This window comes from Zhongshania sp. R06B22 (assembly GCF_040892595.1).
GTDB classification, from domain to species: Bacteria; Pseudomonadota; Gammaproteobacteria; order Pseudomonadales; family Spongiibacteraceae; genus Spongiibacter; species Spongiibacter arctica.
Map to the genome: position 1 here is coordinate 1,556,194 of NZ_JBFRYB010000001.1, position 22,904 is coordinate 1,579,097.

Annotated in this window: 19 protein-coding genes; 12 read left to right on the forward strand and 7 right to left on the reverse strand. The window is 48.8% G+C overall.

Translation table 11 applies throughout. The annotated features are described in order from the left end of the window. Positions 1-426: 426 nt before the first annotated feature. From AB4875_RS07070 to efp, 4 genes are all read left to right on the forward strand, one after another. Positions 427-1,236: an enoyl-CoA hydratase-related protein gene (locus tag AB4875_RS07070; protein ID WP_368375350.1), complete on the forward strand. Its 810-nt coding sequence runs from the start codon at positions 427-429 to the stop codon at positions 1,234-1,236. A 219-nt stretch (positions 1,237-1,455) separates the two neighbouring features. After that, positions 1,456-1,905: a PaaI family thioesterase gene (locus AB4875_RS07075; RefSeq protein ID WP_368375351.1), complete on the forward strand. Its 450-nt coding sequence runs from the start codon at positions 1,456-1,458 to the stop codon at positions 1,903-1,905. 40 nt (positions 1,906-1,945) lie between these two features. Then, positions 1,946-3,091, forward strand: a complete 1,146-nt coding sequence (gene earP / locus AB4875_RS07080) for an elongation factor P maturation arginine rhamnosyltransferase EarP (protein ID WP_368375352.1) — start codon at positions 1,946-1,948, stop codon at positions 3,089-3,091. Between the two features lie 51 nt (positions 3,092-3,142). Then, on the forward strand, positions 3,143-3,715 hold the full coding sequence (efp, locus tag AB4875_RS07085; protein ID WP_368375353.1) for an elongation factor P: 573 nt from the start codon (positions 3,143-3,145) through the stop codon (positions 3,713-3,715). Positions 3,716-3,868: 153 nt separating this feature from the next. On the opposite strand, the gene AB4875_RS07090 is transcribed toward efp, so the two are convergent. Next, positions 3,869-4,402 carry a hypothetical protein gene (locus AB4875_RS07090; protein ID WP_368375354.1) on the reverse strand — a complete coding sequence of 178 codons (534 nt, stop codon included), beginning with the start codon at positions 4,400-4,402 and terminating at the stop codon, positions 3,869-3,871. A gap of 332 nt (positions 4,403-4,734) precedes the next feature. Between AB4875_RS07090 and AB4875_RS07095 the strand changes: the two genes are divergently transcribed. Then, positions 4,735-5,400, forward strand: a complete 666-nt coding sequence (locus tag AB4875_RS07095) for a class I SAM-dependent methyltransferase (protein WP_368375355.1) — start codon at positions 4,735-4,737, stop codon at positions 5,398-5,400. 187 nt (positions 5,401-5,587) lie between these two features. Here AB4875_RS07095 and AB4875_RS07100 read toward each other — a convergent pair whose 3' ends face one another. The 3 genes from AB4875_RS07100 to AB4875_RS07110 form a co-directional block, all read right to left on the reverse strand. Beyond that, positions 5,588-6,361, reverse strand: coding sequence for a hypothetical protein (locus tag AB4875_RS07100; RefSeq protein WP_368375356.1), 774 nt, complete (start codon positions 6,359-6,361; stop codon positions 5,588-5,590). Between the two features lie 116 nt (positions 6,362-6,477). After that, positions 6,478-8,307 (reverse strand): alkaline phosphatase family protein, encoded by a 1,830-nt coding sequence (locus AB4875_RS07105; protein WP_368375357.1) that lies wholly within the window; start codon positions 8,305-8,307, stop codon positions 6,478-6,480. 11 nt (positions 8,308-8,318) lie between these two features. Then, complete coding sequence (locus AB4875_RS07110; protein ID WP_368375358.1) at positions 8,319-9,866, reverse strand: alkaline phosphatase; 1,548 nt, start codon at positions 9,864-9,866, stop codon at positions 8,319-8,321. A gap of 454 nt (positions 9,867-10,320) precedes the next feature. On the opposite strand from AB4875_RS07110, the gene AB4875_RS07115 reads away from it, so the two are divergent. Then, positions 10,321-12,660 (forward strand): TonB-dependent receptor, encoded by a 2,340-nt coding sequence (locus AB4875_RS07115; protein WP_368375359.1) that lies wholly within the window; start codon positions 10,321-10,323, stop codon positions 12,658-12,660. 160 nt (positions 12,661-12,820) lie between these two features. Here AB4875_RS07115 and AB4875_RS07120 read toward each other — a convergent pair whose 3' ends face one another. The 3 genes from AB4875_RS07120 to AB4875_RS07130 form a co-directional block, all read right to left on the reverse strand. Further along, positions 12,821-14,140 carry an ABC1 kinase family protein gene (locus tag AB4875_RS07120; RefSeq protein WP_368375360.1) on the reverse strand — a complete coding sequence of 440 codons (1,320 nt, stop codon included), beginning with the start codon at positions 14,138-14,140 and terminating at the stop codon, positions 12,821-12,823. A gap of 323 nt (positions 14,141-14,463) precedes the next feature. After that, entirely contained in the window at positions 14,464-14,901 is a 438-nt protein-coding gene (locus AB4875_RS07125; RefSeq protein WP_368375361.1) for a hypothetical protein, read from the reverse strand. A 208-nt stretch (positions 14,902-15,109) separates the two neighbouring features. Continuing rightward, complete coding sequence (locus AB4875_RS07130) at positions 15,110-15,664, reverse strand: carboxymuconolactone decarboxylase family protein (RefSeq protein WP_368375362.1); 555 nt, start codon at positions 15,662-15,664, stop codon at positions 15,110-15,112. 259 nt (positions 15,665-15,923) lie between these two features. On the opposite strand from AB4875_RS07130, the gene AB4875_RS07135 reads away from it, so the two are divergent. From AB4875_RS07135 to AB4875_RS07160, 6 genes are all read left to right on the forward strand, one after another. Further along, positions 15,924-16,505: a TetR/AcrR family transcriptional regulator gene (locus tag AB4875_RS07135; protein WP_368375363.1), complete on the forward strand. Its 582-nt coding sequence runs from the start codon at positions 15,924-15,926 to the stop codon at positions 16,503-16,505. A gap of 102 nt (positions 16,506-16,607) precedes the next feature. Beyond that, positions 16,608-17,282, forward strand: coding sequence for a haloacid dehalogenase type II (locus tag AB4875_RS07140; protein ID WP_368375364.1), 675 nt, complete (start codon positions 16,608-16,610; stop codon positions 17,280-17,282). 181 nt (positions 17,283-17,463) lie between these two features. Beyond that, positions 17,464-19,644 (forward strand): FdhF/YdeP family oxidoreductase, encoded by a 2,181-nt coding sequence (locus AB4875_RS07145; protein WP_368375365.1) that lies wholly within the window; start codon positions 17,464-17,466, stop codon positions 19,642-19,644. Between the two features lie 93 nt (positions 19,645-19,737). Continuing rightward, positions 19,738-20,436: a c-type cytochrome gene (locus AB4875_RS07150; protein WP_368375366.1), complete on the forward strand. Its 699-nt coding sequence runs from the start codon at positions 19,738-19,740 to the stop codon at positions 20,434-20,436. Next, complete coding sequence (locus AB4875_RS07155) at positions 20,433-21,884, forward strand: flavin monoamine oxidase family protein (RefSeq protein ID WP_368375367.1); 1,452 nt, start codon at positions 20,433-20,435, stop codon at positions 21,882-21,884. Before AB4875_RS07150 ends, AB4875_RS07155 begins: the two co-directional genes overlap by 4 nt. Positions 21,885-22,102: 218 nt before the next feature. Further along, positions 22,103-22,903 carry an iron-containing redox enzyme family protein gene (locus AB4875_RS07160; protein ID WP_368375368.1) on the forward strand — a complete coding sequence of 267 codons (801 nt, stop codon included), beginning with the start codon at positions 22,103-22,105 and terminating at the stop codon, positions 22,901-22,903. The last annotated feature ends 1 nt before the right edge of the window (position 22,904 follow it).

Sequence of the window (22,904 nt, forward strand, 5' to 3'; positions counted from 1 at the left end):
TTAAATGATGACCGGATGGTTGTCGTTACCCTGAATACTCCTTTCTATATACTAAGTCACTGGCAGCCATACCGGTGACGTAAACGCGGCGGCGAGAGCTTCTCTCCATGCTCAACCCGGCGATGCATTACAAGCCTGTAGATGCATTACAGTCCTGCCCTCTTTATCCAACTTGATACTTTTTTGTGTTTAATGCGCCACGTTACGATGACAAAAGGGCGGTTGGGCCTGGGCATCGATAGCTAGCTAGCAAGAATGGGATCAAATCGAGCATATTTGCTGCGGTTTAGAAAAATGCCTATGCACACCAGTCCGGCTTATAAATAGCGCTGCTATATAGATTGTTTTTAGTGACATTGTCCCGTATTTTGTGCCCATAGGCTTCTATTCGAGTAGGTTTAGCTAGACGCTAATAGGATAAAAATAATGAGCAATAAGATTGGTCCCGTTCATTCACGTCGTCACGGCAGAGTGCTGCACGTCATTTTAAGCCGTCCGGCCTTGAAGAACGCGATAAATGAAGAAATGGTGACCTCCTTATACCGCTGCCTGCGGGACGCAGCGCAAGATGATTCGATTGGGGCAGTAGTGCTTGAAGGCGCGGGCGATGCCTTTTGTTCTGGCGCCGACATTAAAAATTTGGCCTTGGGGATAGAGCACACTCGTAAGTATTCCACTGAGGTTTTGCTCAGGGTAGGTGCGGAAGCGGCCATGTTACTGCATGAAATGCCCAAGCCGACCATCGCCATGATTCGTGGCCCGGCAGTGGGCGGGGGCTTGTCGTTGGCTTTGGCCTGTGATTTCCGGCTGGCGGATAACACCGCAACCTTGGGATATGCGCATACGAAAATCGCATTGTCTGGTGACTTCGCCGCGGCCTACTTTTTAAGTAAATGGATGGGCGCGGGCAAAGCCCGCGAATTCTGTTTGCTCTGTCCGACTTATAGCGCGGATGAGGCTTTTCAAAATGGCCTGCTTACCAAAGTTTGCGAGGCTGAGTCGCTGTGTAGTGAGGTCGAGAGTCTTGCCACGCGATTAGCCGATGGCCCTACCAATGCTCTGGGTTGTATCAAAAATAACCTTAAAAATGCCGAGGCCTTGAGTTGCGATAGCTATATTGCTGAAGAAATTAAAAACTTCCAGCGCTGTCGCAATAGCGATGAACATCGTGAGGCTTTAGCGGCTTTTCTAGAGAAACGTGAGCCGGTACTTCCCCGCGCCAAAGTTGCAAGATAGCCGGTGCCTGCTACTTAAAAAGAAAAGTGTTGTAGTGCGCCACGCCGGGAAGACTCGTTTATCAAACTCCTATCCCTTATCCCTAAGGTGGCTATAGTGGCGGTGCACGTCTCTGAGTAAATCCCTCGCTAAATCGCAGCTAGACTAATAAATTATGGCCAACTTGTGACCCATACTATGATATCTTGCCGATTTTAGCGGTAAGGATTTTAACGACAGATGACAGCTCTAAACCCAGTGTATTTCCCCGATATTGAATCTTCAGACTGGATGGCAATGCCCATGCCAGAGGGCGATAGCTTTGATAGTCTTCTTGATCCCTATCAGTTTCGCAAAATCGCTGCGGGCAAGGCCGAGGCCTTATTTGAAACCAATACCCACAGTCAAAATGGTCAGAACGGTCTTCATGGCGGATTGTTAGCCGCGCGTGCCGAGCAGGTATTGTATCTGCCCCTATATGTAAATCGCAGTGTGGCGCTGCGGCGGGTGGTGACTATTGATATGAGCTTGCAATATGTTGCCGGTGGTAGCGTGGGTTTGCCCATATTGGCAGAGATTGAGTTAATTCAAGAGACCGGCCGTATGGGGTTTATCCGCGGCGTGCTCAAGCAGGAAGGTCGTGTGCTGACCAGCTTTACGGCTACCCTGCGAAAGTTAGCTGAGGCATAGATCGTTAACGATACTCGCTGTCCTTTCTCGCAGGCCTGCAATGCGCACTAGCTGGGATATATTTTGTCACATCGTCGATAACTACGGTGATGCTGGGGTTTGTTGGCGTTTGGCGCGGCAACTGGCGGTAGAGTATGACGCCGACGTGCGACTATGGGTCGACGACCTGACCACCTTTAATCTGGTCTCTGGTGGCGCTGGTCTTGATGTTTCCGCCGAATTGCCGCGTTTCGTTGACGGCGTGTGGCTACATTTATGGCCAGCTCCTTGGCCTGCGAATGTGCTGCCAGCTGATGTGGTGCTAGAAACCTTTGCTTGTGAGTTGCCCGCAGACTATGTTGCGGCAATGGCGGTACGAGAGTTCCCATCCCTGTGGCTGAATTTAGAGTATCTGAGCGCAGAGGAGTGGGTGTCGGCGTGTCATGGCCTGCCATCATTACAAGCCAATGGCCTGCAGAAGTTCTTCTTTTTTCCCGGTTTTAATATTGCTACTGGCGGCCTACTTCGGGAAGCTGGCCTGCTGCGGCGGCGACGGGAATTTCAGCGCAGCGCCAGCGCCAGAGCGACTTTTCTCGAGAGCATTGCGGTGTCTGCGGCTCCCGACGCAAGGCTCGTGTCCTTGTTTTGTTATGAGAACCCCGCGCTGCCTATTTGGCTGAATGCCATGTCCGCTGGCGACCTGACTTATCACATCTTGGTGCCAGAGGGTCGGGTGGTAGCGGATGTTTGCGGGTGGCTGGGGGAGGACGCTTTTAAGTTTGCTCGGGTGTATAGGCAGGGCAATGTCGCTATTCAGTTTATTCCCTTTTTGAGTCAATGTGATTATGACCGACTGCTTTGGAGCTGCGACTTTAATGTGGTTAGGGGCGAGGATTCTTTTGTTCGTGCTCAATGGGCTGGGAGGCCCTTTTTGTGGCATATCTACCGGCAGGAGGACGACGCCCATTTAATAAAATTAGACGCCTTTTTAAGCTCCTATACCGCCGGCCTCGGAGTGGATGAAAAAGCGACTTTAGTGGCTCGTTGGATAGCGTGGAATAGCGGCCAAATAGCACCCTTTGGCGGAGGTGAGTTATTCGCTGGAGGAGTAGAAATGGCGGGCCATGCAGAGGATTGGTGTGCTGCTTTAGAGAGTCAAAAAAATCTTGCGCAATCACTAGTGGATTTCTATCAGAATTGGGTATGATAGCAAGCCAAAAAAAAGCTGGCTTATATCATTTTCCATTTGGATAAACCTATGAAAACAGCACAAGAAATGAAGCCCAGTAGTGTGATTTTGATTGATGGCCAGCCTTGGATGGTTCAGAAAGCGGAATTTACTAAATCAGGTCGGAATAGCGCCATCGTAAAAATGAAGTTGAAGAACCTATTGAGTGGCTCGACCACGGAAACTGTTTATAAGAGTGACGATAAAGTTGAGCCAGTTATCCTTGAGCGTATACCGGTAACATACTCCTATGTCGCTGAGTCCACCTATGTGTTTATGGACGAAGAATACAATCAGTACGAACTCAAGGAAGAGGACATAGAAAGCGTACTTCCCTATATTGTTGATGGTATGACGGATATCTGCGATGCAGTTTTCTTCGAAGGTAAGCTTATTTCAGTCAATCTGCCGACCATGATCGTCCGTCAAATTACTTATACCGAAGGTTCGGCCCGTGGCGATACGTCCGGCAAGGTGATGAAGCCTGCAAAATTGAGTAACGGTACAGAAATCAAGGTGGCAGACTTCTGTGAAATAGACGATTGGATCGAAATCGATACCCGCAGCGGCGAATATAAATCCCGGGCCAAGGCACCTGTTTAAGCCGTTCTCACTGTAAGGCTTATTAAAGCTAAGTTATTCTTAGATCTAATAAAGAGTTGATCTAAAAATATCAGCCATAAAAAAACCGACATCAGAGTCGGTTTTTTTATGCTCGTTAATACTATGGCGGATGACGTCAGGCGCTAGTCTTGGCTATGAACTCTTACTATTACAGCGGCTAAGTGCTTTAGCGCGGGCTTCATTAAAACCGGCGAGTGAGAACCGATCATTGCCCTTTGCAAAATGATGTGACACGTCGCTAGTCGCAGGCATAAACATATTTACTGCATCGGAATGTGACATCAGGTCAAGCAATTCAGCATTGGCAAAGACATGCCCCATGATGACTTCGTGGCTATTTCCTGCCGTGGGTCGGATCGCCACAACTTGAAGGGGTATAGACATGGAGACACCGTCAAAATTGGCATCCATTGTTACCGTTTGGCCCGCTAAAGACCAAACATCGCTGCTGTTGCTAGACCAGCTCACATATAGCTCGTCGCTGCTGCAGGTGTTGCTATGCTTTACTAAACCGAACTGATGGTTGGCAGTGTTCTCACCTTCGGTGGTGTAGCCGGTTGATTTTGATATTTCGTCAATTTGCCAAGCGGGTGCGACATTGGCAAGCGCGTTAATAGACAGTAGTGCGGAGCCGAGTAGTAGTGGGTAAGCGAGTAATTTTTTCATGTTTGGTCACCTAGGCAAATGAGAGCGTTGTGAAAGAGTCGAGTTAATCTTGCCGACTATTGGGCGAGGTCGGTATACGTAGTCACCGTGAGTGAGAACGGAGTCACATTATCTAACGATATCAATAAGCTCCTATATTTTGCTTTTCTCTGGGGGCTATTGGCGTGGAATTTTGAGGAATAGGGGATGATGCGTATAGCATGTTGAGGGTGTACATATTGGGCGGCGACATTAGTTCACAAGACTTACATCGTTTATGCGTCTATAGTGACGGGTGCGCGTGTTGTGAGCCAGCTTGGTTCGCGGCTTATGCCCACAGCCTGGAGTACGTTGTGGAATCTATTCGTCTTCGTTACCAGACCATCGACGTTAGTGGTTTTGATATACACGTTCGCAGTCTTCGCGATAACCAACAGTTTGCAGATACCTTAGGCGAAGCCGAGGCCCTCGGCATCTCATCGGCGCAATGGCCCTTGTTTGGGGTGCTCTGGGATTCTGGTGCGGTGTTAGCCAATGAAATGGCGGGCTTCGAGATAGCAGGTAAGCGTATTTTAGAAGTGGGCTGTGGTATGGCCTTGTCTAGTTTATTGCTCAATGCGCGTCACGCCGACATTACGGCCACGGATATTCATCCCGAGGCCGGTAATTTTCTGATAGAAAATGTCCGTTTAAATAGCGGCGCGAAAATCCCATATTTGCGCGCTGATTGGAAAGATATCACTGACGGTTTGGGTAAGTTCGATGTGATTATTGGCGCTGATATATTGTATGAGCGGGAACATATTAGCCTGCTATCAGATTTTATTGAGCGCCATGCCAAACCCTGCTGCGAAGTGATTATGGTCGACCCGGCGCGGTTTAATCACGCCGCCTTTAGTAAGCGAATGGTGACTCTAGGCTATGTGCATAGTCAGCATAAGCCGGATACCAGCAGCTTTTTAAACGCGGAATTTAGAGGCCAAGTGCTGCGTTACCAGCGCACCAAGCCTCAAATTTAGGCTGGTTTATTGTGCTTGCCGGCGAGTTTTTGTTGGCGCCCGATCACCTGCAATTGAAGCTTAGAATAACGAAATAGACAGACACTCGATTCCTTTTAAACTCCTCGTTTGATACCCCTCCGTCGATATTCAACTAGTCACGATAGGGTCGCCATGGCGGCTAGGCAGTGACTTTTGAGAGCCGCGCTCAGTGGTGATGTTCGCCGCCAATATCATTGCCTTGGGCGTCATACATGCCGGAACTGCCGTGCTCGATAAACCCTAGATTAATCATCTTTTTCAGAAACGGGTCAGATTCATTGTCGCCAATGTCTGCGTAGTCTGTGGTTTGGTAATCTAGATGCTCCTCAAAAAAGGCGTTGATCACCTTTATGTCGGTGCTCTTCGCTGTTAGCAACCAAGTGGCGGTTTGGCCTTTAGCGTTGCGCGTATACGATTTAACGAGTCTATAAGTGGGTAGCCAGTTTAGCGTGATGGACTGCTGAGGGTCTTTCAAGGTGTAGATTTCTTCGCGGTCGCAGCCGCTGCCTATTGTTTTTATTAAGGTCATTTTGGCGAGCAGGGAGTTGGCGACTAGCTGATTTTTCATACTCCAATCGTCGTCGCTGCCTAGGTCTTTAATTTCACCTGGTGCGTATTCAATACCGCGCTGATATGCGTCAAAGTAGCGGTTTAACTTAATGCTATTGCTGCGGTTGCGCTCCCATAATTCGGTAATGGCTCTTTTGGGGTATTGCTCAGCAACGCTATTGGCGCGACGCCATAGCACCATGTGGTCAAATTTCTCTGGCTTGGTGGCCTCGGCATGTTTGCTAATTTGGTAATGGGCGCTGATGGGTGTGTCTGTATTGCAGGTCGATGCGGAGGCTGCCGGTAGAAGTATTGTCATGCCGGTGACGACAGCTGTCGCTGCCAAGATTGTGCGCAGTGATAGTGTTGAAAAATAGGTGTGTAACTTCAAGGTAAATCCCCAATTCTAAGTTTGTACTTTGGTGAAAACTCGGCTGCTGTTTATTAATAAAGGCGCCGGCTTGCACTGGCGCCAGAAGGCTTATCACTTATTAAATTATTATTGTATTAAGGCGCCACTTGCTTGCCATTGGCTTTATTAACAAGGTCTGCAGCGTAGTTCATGACATGAAATATCACGTTCTGCTCATTCGTGCCGCTAACCAATGCAGAGCCAGGGCCTTTTGCATAAACACCAACATCTTCACCTGCATGGGTTTCTGAACCAAGTGGGATTAAGGCCTCTTGGTGGAAACCCGGTGATTGGGTGTCTACCAGTAATAGGTCTTGGCGGCCGGTGTCGATTGCGTAGTTATATCCCTCGTCAGCATCAGTTTCATCACCGAGGTCGCGAAAGCCTAGTCCGTTGGTATAACCAACAGTGGTATAGGGCATACCATCTGCGGCAAGCGTGGGTGATGTTGAACCGATGTTTACGACTTTGCCCAGAATCGGGTTGCCGCGTTTGGGGTAACCCGCAATCGTAAATACATGGCTGTGGTCAGCCGTGACAATGATTAGCGTCTCATCACTATTGGTTAGCTCAACGGCTTTGGCGACGGCCTCAGAAAGCTCGATCGTGTCGGTCAGTGCGTTATACGCATTGCCGGCGTGATGAGCATGGTCAATACGACCCGACTCAACCATGAGGAAGAAACCATTGCTGTTATTGTCTAAGACCTGAATGGCTTTCTCGGTCATGTCGCGCAATGAGGGCTCGCCGGCGACGTCATTTTTGCGATCAGCTTCGTACTGCATATGCGATTCATTGAATAGTGCCAGCACTTTGCTGGTGCTTTCGGTATCAATTGCGTTGAAGCCGGTTTTATCGAAAATGTAGCGGCCTTGGGGGTAGCGCGTTTGCCATTCTGCTGTTAGATCGCGACCGTCGGTGCGATCACCCTCTACGCTGCTCACGGCGTCTGGACTATTAAAGGCGGCATCTTTTGGCAAGAAGCTGCGACGACCGCCGCCCATTACCACGTCGATGCCATCGACATTAATACCACCGATACGGGCTTCTAGATTTGACTCAAAATTCACCAATTGCGAGGCAATATCTTCGCAGCCAGCAATTTTTGCGGCAGCGGGCATATCACCGTCGTCTTCCCAGTTGCGGTCAGCAGACTTTGCATATGTTGCTGCGGGTGTTGCATGGGTGATGCGGGCAGTGGACAGTATGCCGGTAGATTTACCGGCGATTTCTGCCAGCTCAAGCGCAGTCACTAGTTCATTGCCAGCCACGGTAGTGCAATCACCGCGAACAATATTTTCGTTCACGCCAATCACACCGACGTCGGTTTTAACCCCGCTCATGATCGCCGTCATGGTGCCCGCAGAGTCTGGCGTTTGGGCGTCGACGTTATAGGTTTTTGCTAAACCGCTGTAAGGGAACATATCGAAGCTTAGGTTATGCTCTTCGCCCAGTTTGCCATTGAGCTGGCCCTCTAATATGCGCGCCGCAGTGACGGTTGAAATCCCCATGCCATCGCCGACAAATAGGATCACATTTTTTGCCGCGCCGCGGGTCAAATTAGGCGCGGTGACATCGGCTATTTTTGCTTCTGCATCGCTAAACCAGGCGTTGTTGCGGGTGTTGCCGATAAGATCGACAGATTCTGGCGCTGTGTAAGGCTCGCAAACAAACTTAGTGTCGGTAATTTCACTGCTTTCTAAATTACTATTGCTGTTACTGTCTGGGCCGCTGTCAAATTGAACCCCGCCACCAGGGCAGTTGCTGTCGCCAGCCGGCAGTGCAGTTTGGGTAATAAGGCTGTTGATGCCATTGTTGCCGTCCGCACCATTATTACCGTTGACGCCATTGCGGCCGTCGTCGCCACCACAGGCGCTAAGACCTGCTATCGCAGCGCTTAATATCGCTATTTTAATGTGATTCATTGCCATTCTCCTTATTCGCCGGTCAGCAGATCGAGGGCTTGGTTAATCATATGGAACACCATATTTTGCTCAATAACGCCGTGTACAAATTGCGAACCTGGGCCGCGGGCGTGAAGGCTAATGTCTTCGCCGGCATGGGTTTCGGAACCTAGCGGTATTAATGCTTCTTGGTGAAAGCCTGACGATTCAGTATCAACACTGCCGAGATCTGCCCGTCCTGCTTGATTACCCTTTGAGTATACCGCGTCGGCATCTGTCTCTGCGCCAAGGTCGTGAAAGCCTAGGCCATTGGTGTATCCCACCGTTGTGTATGGCATGCCGTCGGCAGCATTGGTGGGTTCAGTTTCGCCAACAGCGACGACCTTGCCTAGAATCGGATTGCCGCGTTTGGGGTAGCCGGCAATAGTGAACACATGGCTGTGGTCAGCGGTGACCATAATCAGGGTTTCTTCCGGGTTAGTTGCATCTACTGCTGCTTGTACCGCATTCGATAGCTCGATGGCATCTGTTAATGCGCTATAGGCACTGCCTGCGTGATGGCCGTGGTCAATACGGCCAGACTCCACTACCAGTAAATAGCCCTTGCTATTGTTGTTGAGAATGTCGATGGCTTTGCTGGTCATTTGAGTCAAGGACGGCTCGCCGGCAACATCATTGCCCCGATCTTGTTCGTATTGCATGTGGGATTCGTTAAACAGACCAAACAATTTACTGGCAGTACTGGCATCTACAGCGTCAAAGCTGCTCTGATCAAAGACATAATTGCCAGCGGGGTAGCGTGTCTTCCATTCAGCGGTAAGGTCGCGACCGTCGGTCCGGTCACCCTCGACACTGCTGAGGGCATCGCTGCTATTAAAGGCGGCGTCTTTGGGAAGGAAGCTGCGGCGACCACCGCCCATGACCACGTCTAAGCCATCAACATCGCTATTGGCAATGCGCGCTTCTAAGTTGGCTTCAAAGTTTACTAACTGCGATGCAATATCTTCACAGCCCGCTTCTTTGGCGGCGGTGGGCATATCACCGTCGTCTTCCCAGTTGCGGTCCGCCGATTTCGCGTAAGCGGCTGCGGGGGTGGCGTGAGTGATGCGCGCGGTAGAGATAATACCTGTCGACATACCCTTTATTTCGGCTAACTCAATAGCGGTGATTAACTCGTTGCCGCTGACGGTAGTGCAATCGCCACGCACAATATTCTCAGCAACGCCCAAGACACCGGCATCACTTTTTACGCCTGACATCATGGCTGTCATGGTACCGGCAGAATCTGGCGTTTGTGCATCCACATTGTAGGTTTTTACCAAGGCCGAGTGGGGAAAGGTTTCAAAGCTTAAATAGCCTTCTTCACCGGAATTACCGTTTTGCTGGCCTTGTAATATACGCGCGGCAGTTAGGGTAGACACGCCCATACCGTCACCCACAAATAGAATGACGTTCTTTGCTTTTGTCGGCGTAGTCGCGGTGGTTTTAGTTTCAGTTGTGGCCGCAGCATCAGTATACCAAGGGCTATTAGACTGATTTGAAGGTAATACTGCCGCAGCGGCATGTGTTGCAATTGCCATGGGCAAAACCCCTGACAATATAGCGGATCTTATACGCATTTTAAGGCTCCTGGTCTGGAAAATAATTTTTCCTATATTAGGTATGTCGTGCTTGGGTAAGAGGCCCCATCAAAAACGAGCGTCGCTAGCTAGCATCACTTACCGGCACAGAGACTAGAGCCAAAGGCTTACAGTTTGATGGCGCTTATATGGAGGTTTTAAGACGGTCGGATGACAGTAGTGTTGAACCGTTTGGTGTTAACTGTGCAGGCATATAAAGGGCTTTGGGTCTATTACCCTTGATAGCGTGCAAGTTGGCTTGAGTGGCGATTGTGTGCGCAGCTGATCTTTACAACCGTAAATATTTAAAAGTTTACGCGGTGTAAATTTTTTGATAGATTCCATCCTATAATAACTAGCTAATCTTGCGTCGACACGGATTAGTACTTTTTTCAGATCTTGTCTGGTATAAAAAATGAAGAATAAAAGCTATTGGTTTTGTGGTTCAGCGCTTGCCTGCGCAATGTCATCGACGTCTTTATACGCTGCGCAATTAGAGGAGGTTATTGTCACCGCGCAAAAGCGTCAGGAAGACATGCAAACCGTGCCGGTATCGGTCTCTGCCATCACCGCTGACCAACTCCTCGATATTGGTTTTAATGACATCACTGATATTGCAGCCCAAGTACCATCGCTTATCGTGCTCACTAATATCAGTCCCTTGGCTACCACTTTCCGGATTCGTAACATTGGTAATGCCGGCAATATACCTAATTTCGAGCCTGCGACCGGCCTGTTCATCGATGGCGCATTTCGATCTCGCTCCGGTATTGGTATTGGCGATTTAGTCGATGTCAGTTCTGTTGAGGTTTTGAAAGGGCCGCAAAGTACCCTTCACGGTAAGAACGTCACGGCCGGTGTTATTAGCATTCAGACTCAGGGCCCGACCGAGCAGTTAGAAGCCATGGTTGAGGTGAATCTTGGCAGTGATGACTTACGCCAAGTGAAGTCTTATGTCAGTGGTCCCTTAACGGATTGGCTTAGCGGACGCCTGAGTGTCGTTGATACTAGCCGCGGCGAACTTATAGAAAATGCGGCCGGCCCCGATGCAGATGGTCAGAATAGCTATGCTGTTCGAGGCCAGCTCAGAGCAGATTTTTCCGATAAGTTGAGTGCGCGTCTCATTGTTGGATACGCCGAGAAAGATATGAACACCTTGACCGGCGACGTCTTTTTGAGTGAGGAGAGTCAGCGTATCGTCCGCAACGCTGGCGGCACTTTGAGTATTCCCAATGACCCTTCGGATAGGCTTATCGAATACAGTGATGGTAGCTACTACGAAGGTGATGCCAACGATATTATTTTAAATCTAAGTTATGCCGGTGATGGCTATACCTTTACCTCTATCAGTAGCTACGATGACTACAATGGGCTTAGCTCTTTAGAGGACGTAGAACAATTTAGTTTGAAGGTCGCCGACTTTTACGACAGACAGCAGGGTAGTTCATTTTCCCAGGAACTTCGTATTGCCTCAGATGGTGGCGAAGACTTTAATTGGCTGGTGGGTGGATTTTATTTCACCAATGAATTTATTCGTGGAGATAAATCTCGGCCCGAATTTATTGCCACTGAAGATGTTGAAGCCTACGGTGACGCCATTGTTGATGAGCTGATCGCTGGTGGTGCGCTGCCTATTAACTTATTGCCTTTAGTCATTCCTGCGTTTGGCGTAGAGGGTGATCGCGGGGATTATTATATTACTCAAGATACCGATAATATTGGTCTCTTTACCAAACTAGATTTTAACTTTAATGAGAAGTGGAAGGGCGCGCTAGGGCTTCGCTACTCCTATGAAGACAAGCGCGGCACGGTAGACCAAAGCAATCAACTATCAGCTTTGGGTTGTGTGCCGCCCATCAATACCAATTTGATTTGTCAGGTGACTCCAGACGGTAATAACTTTGATCAGAGCGATAGCTTTGAGGCCCTTACCGGCTCGGTATCGGCGAGTTACTTTTTGAACAGCGATACCATGCTCTATGGTGCAATATCATCGGGTTTTAAATCGGGTGGATTTAGTTTGCAAAATGGTACGGCCAGCGACGAGCTGCGTCCCTTTGATGAAGAGACCGTGATTAATCTGGAACTCGGTGCCAAAACAGAATTTCTCGATCGCCGCGCACGTGTTAACGCCGCTATATTCCATACCGAGTATAAGGACTTTCAAAATGCGAGCTTTGAAGGTCTAGTGTTTATTATTAATAACGCTGAATTAGTGACGGTAAACGGTATTGAAGTTGATTCGACTATGATTTTGTCGGAGCACACAATGGCCACTGTTAATCTGGCCTATATCGATACCCTGTATGACGAATATACCCGTGGCCAATGCTATTACGGGCGGACGCCAGACAACGATGCAGGGCAGTGCGATCTGAGTGGTGAAGCCTTGCCCTCGGCCACAAAGTTTAAAGCCAATATAGCCTTGAATTGGCGTAAGCCGTTTTCTGGTGGCGATCTATATTCCCGCTTAGATTATTTATATTCGAGTTCGGCCAATGCTAGCTCTGCGCTAGACCCTAGGTTCGATATGCCGGCGTCTAGTATGACAAACCTGCGTTTTGGCTGGCGTAATGATTCGATTGATTTGGCGCTATGGGGTAGGAATATCACTGATGAAGTCGTTATAAATCAAGTCGCCCCTGCAAATATCCACACCGTGGTAGATTCACGAGTGGGCGCAGCAGAAGGATCTTATCAGGCGTTTACACTACCGCAGCGTACATTCGGTATTACCGCTCGCTATACCTACTGAGCTTAAGACGAAGATAGTGAATGCTATCTTCGTCTTTTAAGTCTTGTGACGGTTGTTGTCTCGCCCGCCAAAATGATAGTAATCCTGCTTTTGTCTACCTTGATATCGCATGCTGTATGGGGAATTTTGAACAACTCCTTACTACGTATCTCTGACTAGATTATTGTTTATTGTAAGGCGCGAATAGACTCTGCATATCTACCTTCGCTTTTAGTTTTATTGCCAGTAAAAACAAGCCACCTAATTTGCGATGTAAAAAAATCGCATTGGCCACCGGGGTGTGAGCGTACTCTTTCTCTAGCCCTAATTGCATTCCCTGCTGCTGTAATCGCAAAGATAGATCAGAACTAGCAAAGTCGTAAGGTGATTCTTTATACAAAGGTTCGCAGGCGATATACGCTAAGTCAGTGATATTTTGTTGCACTTTTTCAGGCAAGTCCGGCCGGATTAGCCCTATATCTAAGATGGCTTGGCGGATCTGTGCCTTGTCATGACGGCTGCCGCCCTGCATAAGCAGGCGATAATTTTCGGCCATGGCTGATGTATAACTGCGAGTCGCCCCAAAGTCTAAAAGCACAATCTTTTTGCTATTTTGATTATATTGATAGTTCGCAAAGTTAGGATCGGTTTGCACCAGCTGAAAGTCGAATAATTCTTTAAAAAATAAACGCATCAGATCGCTCATAACCTGATCACGGGTTTCTTGAGGGGCGTCACGCAATTGCTCTATCGGTATGCCATCTACAAAGCTCATAGCAAGAATGGTCTCGCTACTAAACTCCTTATTAAAAACCGGCATCTCAAAGGCATCATCATTGTCTATAAGAACTGCGTATTGCTCTAAATATCGTGCTTCAAGGGCATAATCTGCTTCATCGTGAAGCTGTTTTTTAGCTTCAGCCAATAAGGGCTTTAGATCTAGACCTTTGGGTAATAAACCGGTCATTTTTATGAGGGTAGCCACGTTATCGACGTCGCTATTAATACTTTGCTTAATACCTGGGTATTGAATTTTAACCGCCAGACGCTCTAAGTTTAGAGTGAGGGCTTCATGTACTTGGCCGATGGAGGCTGCGGCAATGGGTTGTAGTGGAAATTGTTTGAAGTTCTTCTGCCATCCTTCCCCCCATTGTGATTCTAGTAATTTTATAAGGTCTTTTTCCGGCATAGATTTGGCGTCTGAGCGCAGTCTAGCCAGTAGCTCTGTTAACTCGGCGGGCAACATATCGCCCGCATCCATCGATAGCATTTGACCTACTTTCATTGCCGCGCCGCGCATTTGCGCCAGCTTCTCCGCCACCTTGATAGCGTTGCTCGGTGTCAGTAGTAGGTCCTTTATTCTAGGTCGATTACCTTTAGCTATTTCAGTGACACCTTCAGCGAACATATTGCCGGCGACTCGCCCAGCTAAAGAACTGAGTTGGCCAAAACGACTTAATCGTCCTTTGGGTATGGACGCGGTATCTGCCTTTTTTGCCATGAATCAATTGCCCTATAACTATAAATAGACTGATACGTTGTTCCGAGTGTTCTAGACTATGTTATCTCGGTCATTTCGTGAAGTGGCAGCCACTTAGAGTATGCGGGCTGCATGAATAAACACTTAGCTGATCTGCCGGGCGGAGCCGACTCACGCCCGCCAACGCCTTGGGTTTCTGTGACGCGCTTCTAGATATTTTGATGTGTGCATGACCGGCACATGATAGACGCCTGGCAGCCATCCTTAAATATACCTTCAATTTTAATGGATAGCTCAGGGTTATTGTCGGTGTTCAAGGCATATTATTTTGCAGTGCTCTCAGCTCATAATTGCCTGTTGCGGCTAGGGACAGCCAATAATGTATCCCAGTCTCTTAGCCAGTAGAGGGCAAGGCAGGCTGCTAGCATGGGCCAGGCTGCAAAAAATAGCAGGTTGTCAAAAGCAGCCATGTATTGCTTATAAGACATGAATGTTGAAACTGCGTGAATGATTAGCACGCCTCCGTAAGTCCAGCGACGCCAAAGACCGGCGACAAAAGCGAGTATTAGTAGTAGCTCAAATACACCAATTACGGCTGAGAGGTGTTGATTTAACCAATCCACCCCGTAAAACGCGCTGAATACCTTTCCTGTATGTTCTGGGTTAACAAATTTGTCCAGAGTCCACATCAACATCACCACAAAAACACCTAGACGTAGCATCAGTAGTGAGCGTGATAAGGGTTTAGATAAGGTATCTGGCATCGCTGCGTGGGTATTCATGGTTCTCCCTTCCTATTCCTTGCTTAGTATTAAGCATTGAAAAACACGGCAGTTAAATCATTGCCATCTATCACCGGCTACGAGTTTCAGACCTTGTCATTAAAGGCTGATCAGTCTCTGCGTTCAGCGTACTCACTTGATGAACAAGTCCGTTTATACGTCGCCCTTCTGTTTATTAAATCTTCACTAGAAGGGCGCGCTAAGCTTGCTAGGCCACTTTTGTCCACATGAACTCTTTGAACGGAGCATCTACAGGCGTCTTCGCTAGATGATTTGTGTAGTTCGACATGATTTTCTGCGAGACGCCAAGCACCACCTCTAATATATGACGTTGAGTAAATCCGGCATTTATAAAAGTCTCCACGGTGTCGCTGTCAACATTTCCTCGCTTGCGGACAAGGCTCAGAGTGAATACGCGCAGCGCCTCTAGACGCGGATCGGCTAGCGGTGTTTCGTTGCGCAGCGCTAGCGAGATATCTTCGCTTACACCCATTGATTTGGCGATGGCGGTATGGGCGGGGACACAGTAGTGGCAGGCATGTTCGACATTTATTGTCTGCCAAACCACGGTGAGCTCATCCTTGTTAAAGCTAGAGTTAACAAAAAGCTCGTGAACTCGCTGGTAGGCTTCGAGTAGACCGGGTGCCTCAGCCATGACGGCGTGTAGGCCGGGTATCATTCCAAAGGATTTTTTCGATTGGGCCAGTAGCGGTTTGCTGGCTTCGGGTGCGGTGTCAGTGGTGTGTAAGGTGAATGTGGTCATAGCGCGCTCCAGTTCTTTACTCGGCTTCGGGTAAGTTTTACCCGAATTGGCCCAGCATAGTATTGTTTAGACCGATCGGTCAATACTTTTGCTTTATTGGATGACTGGGCGCTGAAGATTGATGTTGGGGCTTGCTAATATACGTTATTTAATGGTCTATATTAAGGCATATTAGACTGTGCGGCCGCTGCTGTTAAGTTTGTATCACCTGGTCTAAACATGCTATAAGAGGGGAGTATTGGAATCGGAGTTGGCGTTCATGCCTTGGGAAAAAAAGTTTGATGAGAACACTGCCTTAGAAAAGGCCATGCAGGTGTTTTGGAGCAAAGGTTTCGACTCGGCTTCGATGGCTAATCTTATTGCGGAGACCGGGATCAACCGCGGAAGCCTTTACAATGCCTATGGCGGTAAACGGGCCTTGTTTGTAAAAGCACTGCTTAAATATGACCAGGAAAATCGCAAGGCCATCTTGGCGCAGCTTGAAGCCCTAGATGATCCACGCAGCGCTATTTATAATTTTTTTGATAATACCGTTGCTAATACTGTGGCTGATACCGAGCGCAAGGGCTGCTTTCTGTTTAATACCGTACTAGACAGCGGCTCTCATGGTGAAGAGGTCAATACTATTGTTGCCAATGGCCTTCGAGAAATTGAGGGCTTCTTTCGGCGGAGTATTGAAGTGGGGCAGATGCGTGGCGATATTCGTAAAGACATAGATCCGCAGTCAAAGGCCAAGGCCATGCTGGCGCTGGCACTTTCGATTAGAGTTCTTGGTCGTGGGGCGTATACAGAGACCGCCTTGCGCACCATTGCTGCTGAGGCAAAACAGCTTATCGATTAAGCTTGAATTCGATTATCTCTCGCTTAGTTAAGCTCTCAGTGTCAAACCGTGGCGGTGTTGACTGCTTTAACGGCGTTAATTTTTACAGCGGAGACTGATGTAATGCAGATGCCAAAAGTTATCATTTTTGATGTCAACGAGACGCTTCTAGATCTTGCGCCTTTACGATATTCGGTAGGGCAGGCGCTGCCAGACGGCGAGCAGTATTTATCACTGTGGTTTTCTACCATGTTGCATTACTCATTGGTCGAAACCTTAAGCGGCGACTACCACGGTTTCGGCGAGATCGGCACAGCCGCGCTGATGATGGTCGCAGCTAGTAAAGGTATTGAGCTAGACCCCGAGGTGGCGAGCGAGGCCATTGCCGGCACTATCACCAAATTACCCGCCCACCCAGATGTGGTGCCCGCTTTGCAAACGCTAGCAAAATTAGACGCCCGCCTAGTGAGCTTGAGTAATTCCTCCAAGGCGGGTCTTGCTGCTCAGTTTGAGTATGCGGGTTTGACCAAGTATTTTGATCGATGTTTCAGTGTTGAAGACGTTCGTGCTTACAAGCCCGATCCACGACCCTATCGCTGGGTGCTGGAACAAATGGGAGTTCAAGCCGAAGATGCATTGATGGTCGCAGCGCATGCTTGGGACTTGGCCGGTGCCAAGGCGGTTGGAATGCAAACTGCATTTATTCAACGGCCGGGCGCGGTCGCGTATCCGCTTGGCGCGCAGCCAGATTATATTGTTAAGAACTTGCCGCAATTAGTCGATCTTCTCGACGTGTAAATAAGAGTTACTGGCGAGTTCGTCGCTGGCTCTTGCCTCCTATTATCATACCCCTGAGATCTTTGTTTTTATTCTAAGGGTCGACTTCTATACTAGAGTCGCATCAAAAGCGGTGTATGGTTGATATCGGTTGTTGAGTTTGGCGACCTAGCCTGTCATCTAAAGAAAAAAGCGAGTATCTATGAAAGTCATTGGTGGTGGCCCCAAGAAACTACTCTATACGCTTAATACGGCGCGCAGAATTGGACTGCTCAACTCTGCCAAGGCCCTGAGCGCTAAGAATGCGTGCAAGGCCTGTGGTCTAGGCATGGGTGGTCAGCGCGGCGGGATGACCAATGAATTGGATGAGTTCCCCTCGGTTTGCAATAAAAGTATCCAGGCCCAGTCTACGGATATTCAGCCACCTATACCCGCTGAGGTATTTGCTCATACCTTGGAAGAATTTCGACAGCTGTCGGGGCGTGAGCTCGAAACTCTTGGTCGTTTGGGTCAACCGATATACAAAGCCGCTGGCGGCAATCGCTATAAAGAAGTCGATTGGAATTGGGCGCTAAATCATGCTGCCGAGGGTTTGGCCAAGGTAGATCCCAGCCGCAGCTTTTTTTACAGCTCGGGTCGCTCCTCAAATGAGGCCGGGTTTTTGCTGCAACTTATGGCGCGTCTTTATGGAACAAACAATATCAGCAATTGCTCCTATTACTGCCATCAGGCCACTGGCGAAGCTTTAGGTGCAACCGTCGGCACCGGCACTGCAACGGTCGAGCTGGATGATATTGCCCACTGTGATCTGTTCTTTTTGATTGGCGCTAATCCGGCCTCAAATCATCCGCGTTTGCTGCATAAGTTAATTGGTTTGCGTCGTCGTGGTGGCACCGTGGTGGTGATAAACCCTCTGCGTGAAGCGGGCTTGGTGCAGTTCGCCGCCCCCAAAATGATCAGCTCCATGATAAAGGGCGGCGATGAAGTCGCCAGTATTTATCTGCAACCCAAAATCGGGACGGATATTGCCGTGTTTGCTGCGATCGCTAAAGGGGTTGTTGAACGGGGAGGCGCTGCCCACGATTTTATTAAAAAATACACCAATGATTATCCGGATTTTGAACGCCATGTGCAGACCCAATCTTGGGAATCCCTCTTGGATTGCTGCGGAATTGATAAGGCCGACATACTGCAGGTCGCCGATGTTTATATAAACGCCCAAAATGCGATTTTTGCCTGGGGTATGGGAATGACCCATCACCGGCACGGCGTTGATAATATCGAGTGGATTAGTAACTTAGCATTGCTGAGGGGCATGGTGGGTAAGTCCCACGCCGGTTTGCTGCCGCTGCGAGGTCATAGCAATGTGCAGGGTATTGGCACCATTGGCGTAAAGCCGGTGTTATCCAGTGAAGTATTCAGCCGTATAGAGCAAACCTTTGGGGTTAAGTTACCGAAAGACACAGGCATGCATACCTTGGAGTCGCTGGCGTGCGCCCATGATGGCGGTATAGACGTGGCAGTGGTGATGGGCGGGAATCTCTATGAAGCCAGCCCAGATAGTAAGTGGACCGCCAGAGCGCTGGACAATATTGGTCTTAAGATTTTTCTTACCACAACCATTAATCGCGGCCATGTGACCGGGGTTGATTCGGGGGAATCAATTGTTTTTCCGGTTTGTGCCCGCGACGAAGAGCCTGAACCCACAACACAAGAATCCATGTTCAACTATGTTCGCTTAAGTGATGGTGGCATTGCGCGCATTGCATCTGTTCGTTCTGAAGTCGCCATTCTTGCAGATATCGCCAGTCAGTTACTGGTGGATTGCCCCATTAACTTTGCCGAATTTAAACGTCACAAAAATGTCCGCCAAGCGATTGCTAAGGTCGTGCCGGGCATGGAGGAACTCGCTGATATTGATGTGGCGAAGAGGGAGTTCTATGTCAGCGGTCGTGTTAAGCACACGCCGGAGTTTAATACCGAAGACGGTAGAGCGCGGTTTGTGATTCCCCTCAGCGGGGGAAGCCATAGCGACGTGTCGCGGCCATACACCATGATGACCATTCGTAGCGAAGGCCAATTTAATTCTATTATTTATGAGGAGAATGATAGCTACCGCGGCGTTAATAAGCGTTGGACGGTATTGCTAAACCAGCAAGACGCTTTAGAACTGGGAGTAAGCGAAGGTAAAACCGTCGATATTAGCTCGGACTATGGTGAGATGCGTGGGGTAGAGATCAAACTGTTTAATTTACCTAGGGGCTGCGTGGCGGCGTATTACCCCGAGGCAAATATTCTCAGCTCGCGCCTAACAGATCCGCGCTCACACACTCCGCAGTTCAAATCGATAGCGGTCTCGCTGGCGCCGGCCTCGACTGCATAAGCACTTCAAGGCTATGCTTATTCTTCAATTGTTACTTAAAATTTTGATTCCGAGTTGTTTGGAAATTCATATGTACCTGCTGAAACTTAATTTATGAAAGTTGCCATTTATATTTTATTACTAGTATCGGCCTTGATTATATCCGCCGCCTATTTTGTCAATGGTAAGGTAGTCAGTACCTCTGCACCACTTGCCGTGATACCTGAATCGCCGTGGGTCATAGAAGGAGAAAGCGGTACGCTTGGTGCAGAATTATATGCATCTTGTGCGTCTTGTCACATGGCAGATGGGAGTGGTCGCAGTGATGGTGACGTTCCCCGTTTAGCCGGTCAAAGTCAAAAAGTGCTGGTCCATAAATTACAAAAACTGCGTGATGGCTCGTCTTATCTTCCGGTTATGCTTCCTTTTGCTCGTGCGCTAAGCGCAGACGAGGTCCTTGAAGTATCTCGTTATATAGCAGGCTTATCGACTATTACTGCTGCCACTCTTGTCCAAACAGTGCCTGCTGCCGATAGCCTGGCAGCGACCAAGTATCAAGAATATTGTTCAGCCTGTCATGGCGCGCAAGGCCAGGGAAATGATGCTTTATTAGCCCCTAAATTGTGTGGCCAGCATTCCGCTTATCTACTTCGGCGCATGAGTGAAACTAGGCAAAATCTTCGAGGGGATGCCGATTCAGGGATGGCTGCAATTTTAAATATCATCGAGAAAGCTGATCAGATTGAAATTGCACAGTGGTTGGAAGCCATTCAATGCACCGCAACAGGTCTTAGTGCAGGGAGTAATACATGACTCGTAATCGCCGCGAATTCTTGAAGGCCGGATCTGCGGCGCTGACGCTGGGCATGTTACCTGCTCGGGTCTCGTGGGCGAATAAGATCGTGGATCATCGCGTTCAAGTAGCGGTGATTGGCGGTGGTCTAGCCGGTTTATCAACAGCTCATAATCTGCTCAAACAGGGTGTTAAGTCGCTTGTGGTTTTGGAATCACGTGACCGAGTAGGTGGGCGAACACTTAATTTACCCTTACCGAATAATCATGTTGTTGAGGGTGGTGGTGAGTGGATTGGTCCGGGTCAAGATCGTATCGCAGCATTTGCTGCAGAAATGGGTGTTGATACTTTTGACGCTTATTACGAGGGCGCGGGGCTGTATGAGATTCAGGGCTTGGTTTCGAAGGGGCTGCTACCAAAAATAAATGTAGAACAGGCTTATGATTTTGTCCGCTTGGCTTCGCGCTTGCAAAAAATGGCGAATCGTTTGCCGCCAGGGAAACCTTGGCAGGCAGACAACGCAAAGTCTTTAGATAATATGACGCTGGCGGCATGGCTAGATTCGCAGGGTGCGTCATCGTGGACAATTGAAACGTTTAGAGTTGTCACCCGGGCCATAATGGCAGGTTATCCTGAGCGTATTTCGCTGCTATGGTTTTTGCATTACATCCAATCTAGTGGGGGCCTGCTTCGCATCGCTTTAAACGATAACGGTTTGCAAGACCTGCGTTTTGTGGGTGGTTCTCAGTTGGTGTCTATTAATGCCGCCAAAGCTTTGCAGGGTCGAGTTCACTTGAGTGAGCCGGTATTAGAAATTAGTGATCGACCGACTGAAGCTGTTGAGGTGATAACGAGAAAGGGGCGTTATCTCGCTGATAGAGTGGTGGTGGCGATGGCGCCGGCGGACACCTTGCGTATCGATTTTAAAACCGGTTTGTCAGACCAGCGCAAGGAGTTGGTGCGGCGCTGGGCGGGCCTCACGAAATTACCTTTAATTAAACATTCCGTTGTTTATAAGCACGCCTTTTGGCGAGATGCCGGCTTTAGTGGCAATGTCGTTACTGACCGTGCGCCCCTGCAATTAGTTTTTGATAACTCACCACAAGATGCATCAATGGGTGTGCTGACGGCATTCTTATCTGCGGCTGAAGTTCCAGCCATGGCAAGTGAGTTCGACCGGGCGAGATTAGTACCGCAAGAGTTAAGCCGGTATTTTGGTCCCAAGGCACTTTCAAACATTGGCTATGTTGAGAAAGATTGGTCGACGGATCCGTGGAGCATCGGCTGTATTACGCCTTTAAGCAAAGGCATCTTGACAGCGGCAGGGCCAGCCTTGCGCGAGCCTGTTGGGAGAATTCACTGGGCGGGAACAGAGAGTGCAGAAATAGGATGTGGTTATATGGATGGTGCAGTGCGTTCTGGTGAACGCGCTGCGGCTGAGGTATTGGCGTTGCTAGAAAAAGCGTGAGCGTTGACGGTAAAAATATCAGTAGGCGTTAATGGTTTTCTGTCATTTTGACTTTATTGCTCGGAAGGCGAGTTCATAGTCCACGCTTTATTGATTTACACCTCTTTGGTAAAGGTTAGTTTAGATCCCTGCGGCCGGAATAAGGCAATTCTCCAAGATGATACTAAAAAACAGCCTGAGACTGATTTGCAATGTGATGCGAACTTGGGCAACAATAAATGGCAACTGACAACAAAACCGAAGCAGATGCTATGAGTAAAAACCCACTAGGGGCGGCTTTCGTCGAGCGCCTCGGCAATGAGGTGTTTCAATCCACTGCGGTCTCCCATCCTTATTTACAGGCCCTCCAAAAGGGCGATCTTCCCAATATCGACTTGGCTCTGAAAGATTTTGCCTTCCAATACGGTTTGTATAGCTCCCAATTCACCCGTTATTTATCAGCGGTCATCGCCAAGCTGCAAGACGCTTCACATGTGAGAATACTAGAGTCCAATTTAGCAGAGGAAAAAGGTCATATAGGCGAGCTTGAACTTCCTCCAGAAGTATTGGCCAGTGTAGAAGGGCAGTCTCATGCGAGTTTGTTTCGTCGCTTTCAGGAGGCATTAGGTGTTAGTTCCGACTACAGCCATAGCGACGCAGATCGTCCCGCAGGCAAATTGTGGAGTCAGCAGTTTTTAGCGCTTTGCAGTATCAACGAGTATGTTGGGGTGGGGGCTATCGGCATTGGCACGGAGCTTATAGTGTCTAATGTTTATCAGCAGATTCTTTCCAGTCTTAAAACGCACAGCGACCTTACCTTAGAGCAGCGCATCTTTTTTGACTTGCACAGCGCGTGCGATGATGAGCATGCAGCCGAAATGCTGTTGCTTGCTACTGAGCTAGCTACGGATAAAGAGGCTTGTGAGCAAATAGAATATGGCGTGAAATCAGCGCTCGAATTGCGAACCCTGTTTTGGGATGCCTTACTAGAGCGAGCCCAATGTTTCCCTGTTTCCCAGCCTCAACTTACGTCGTCATAGA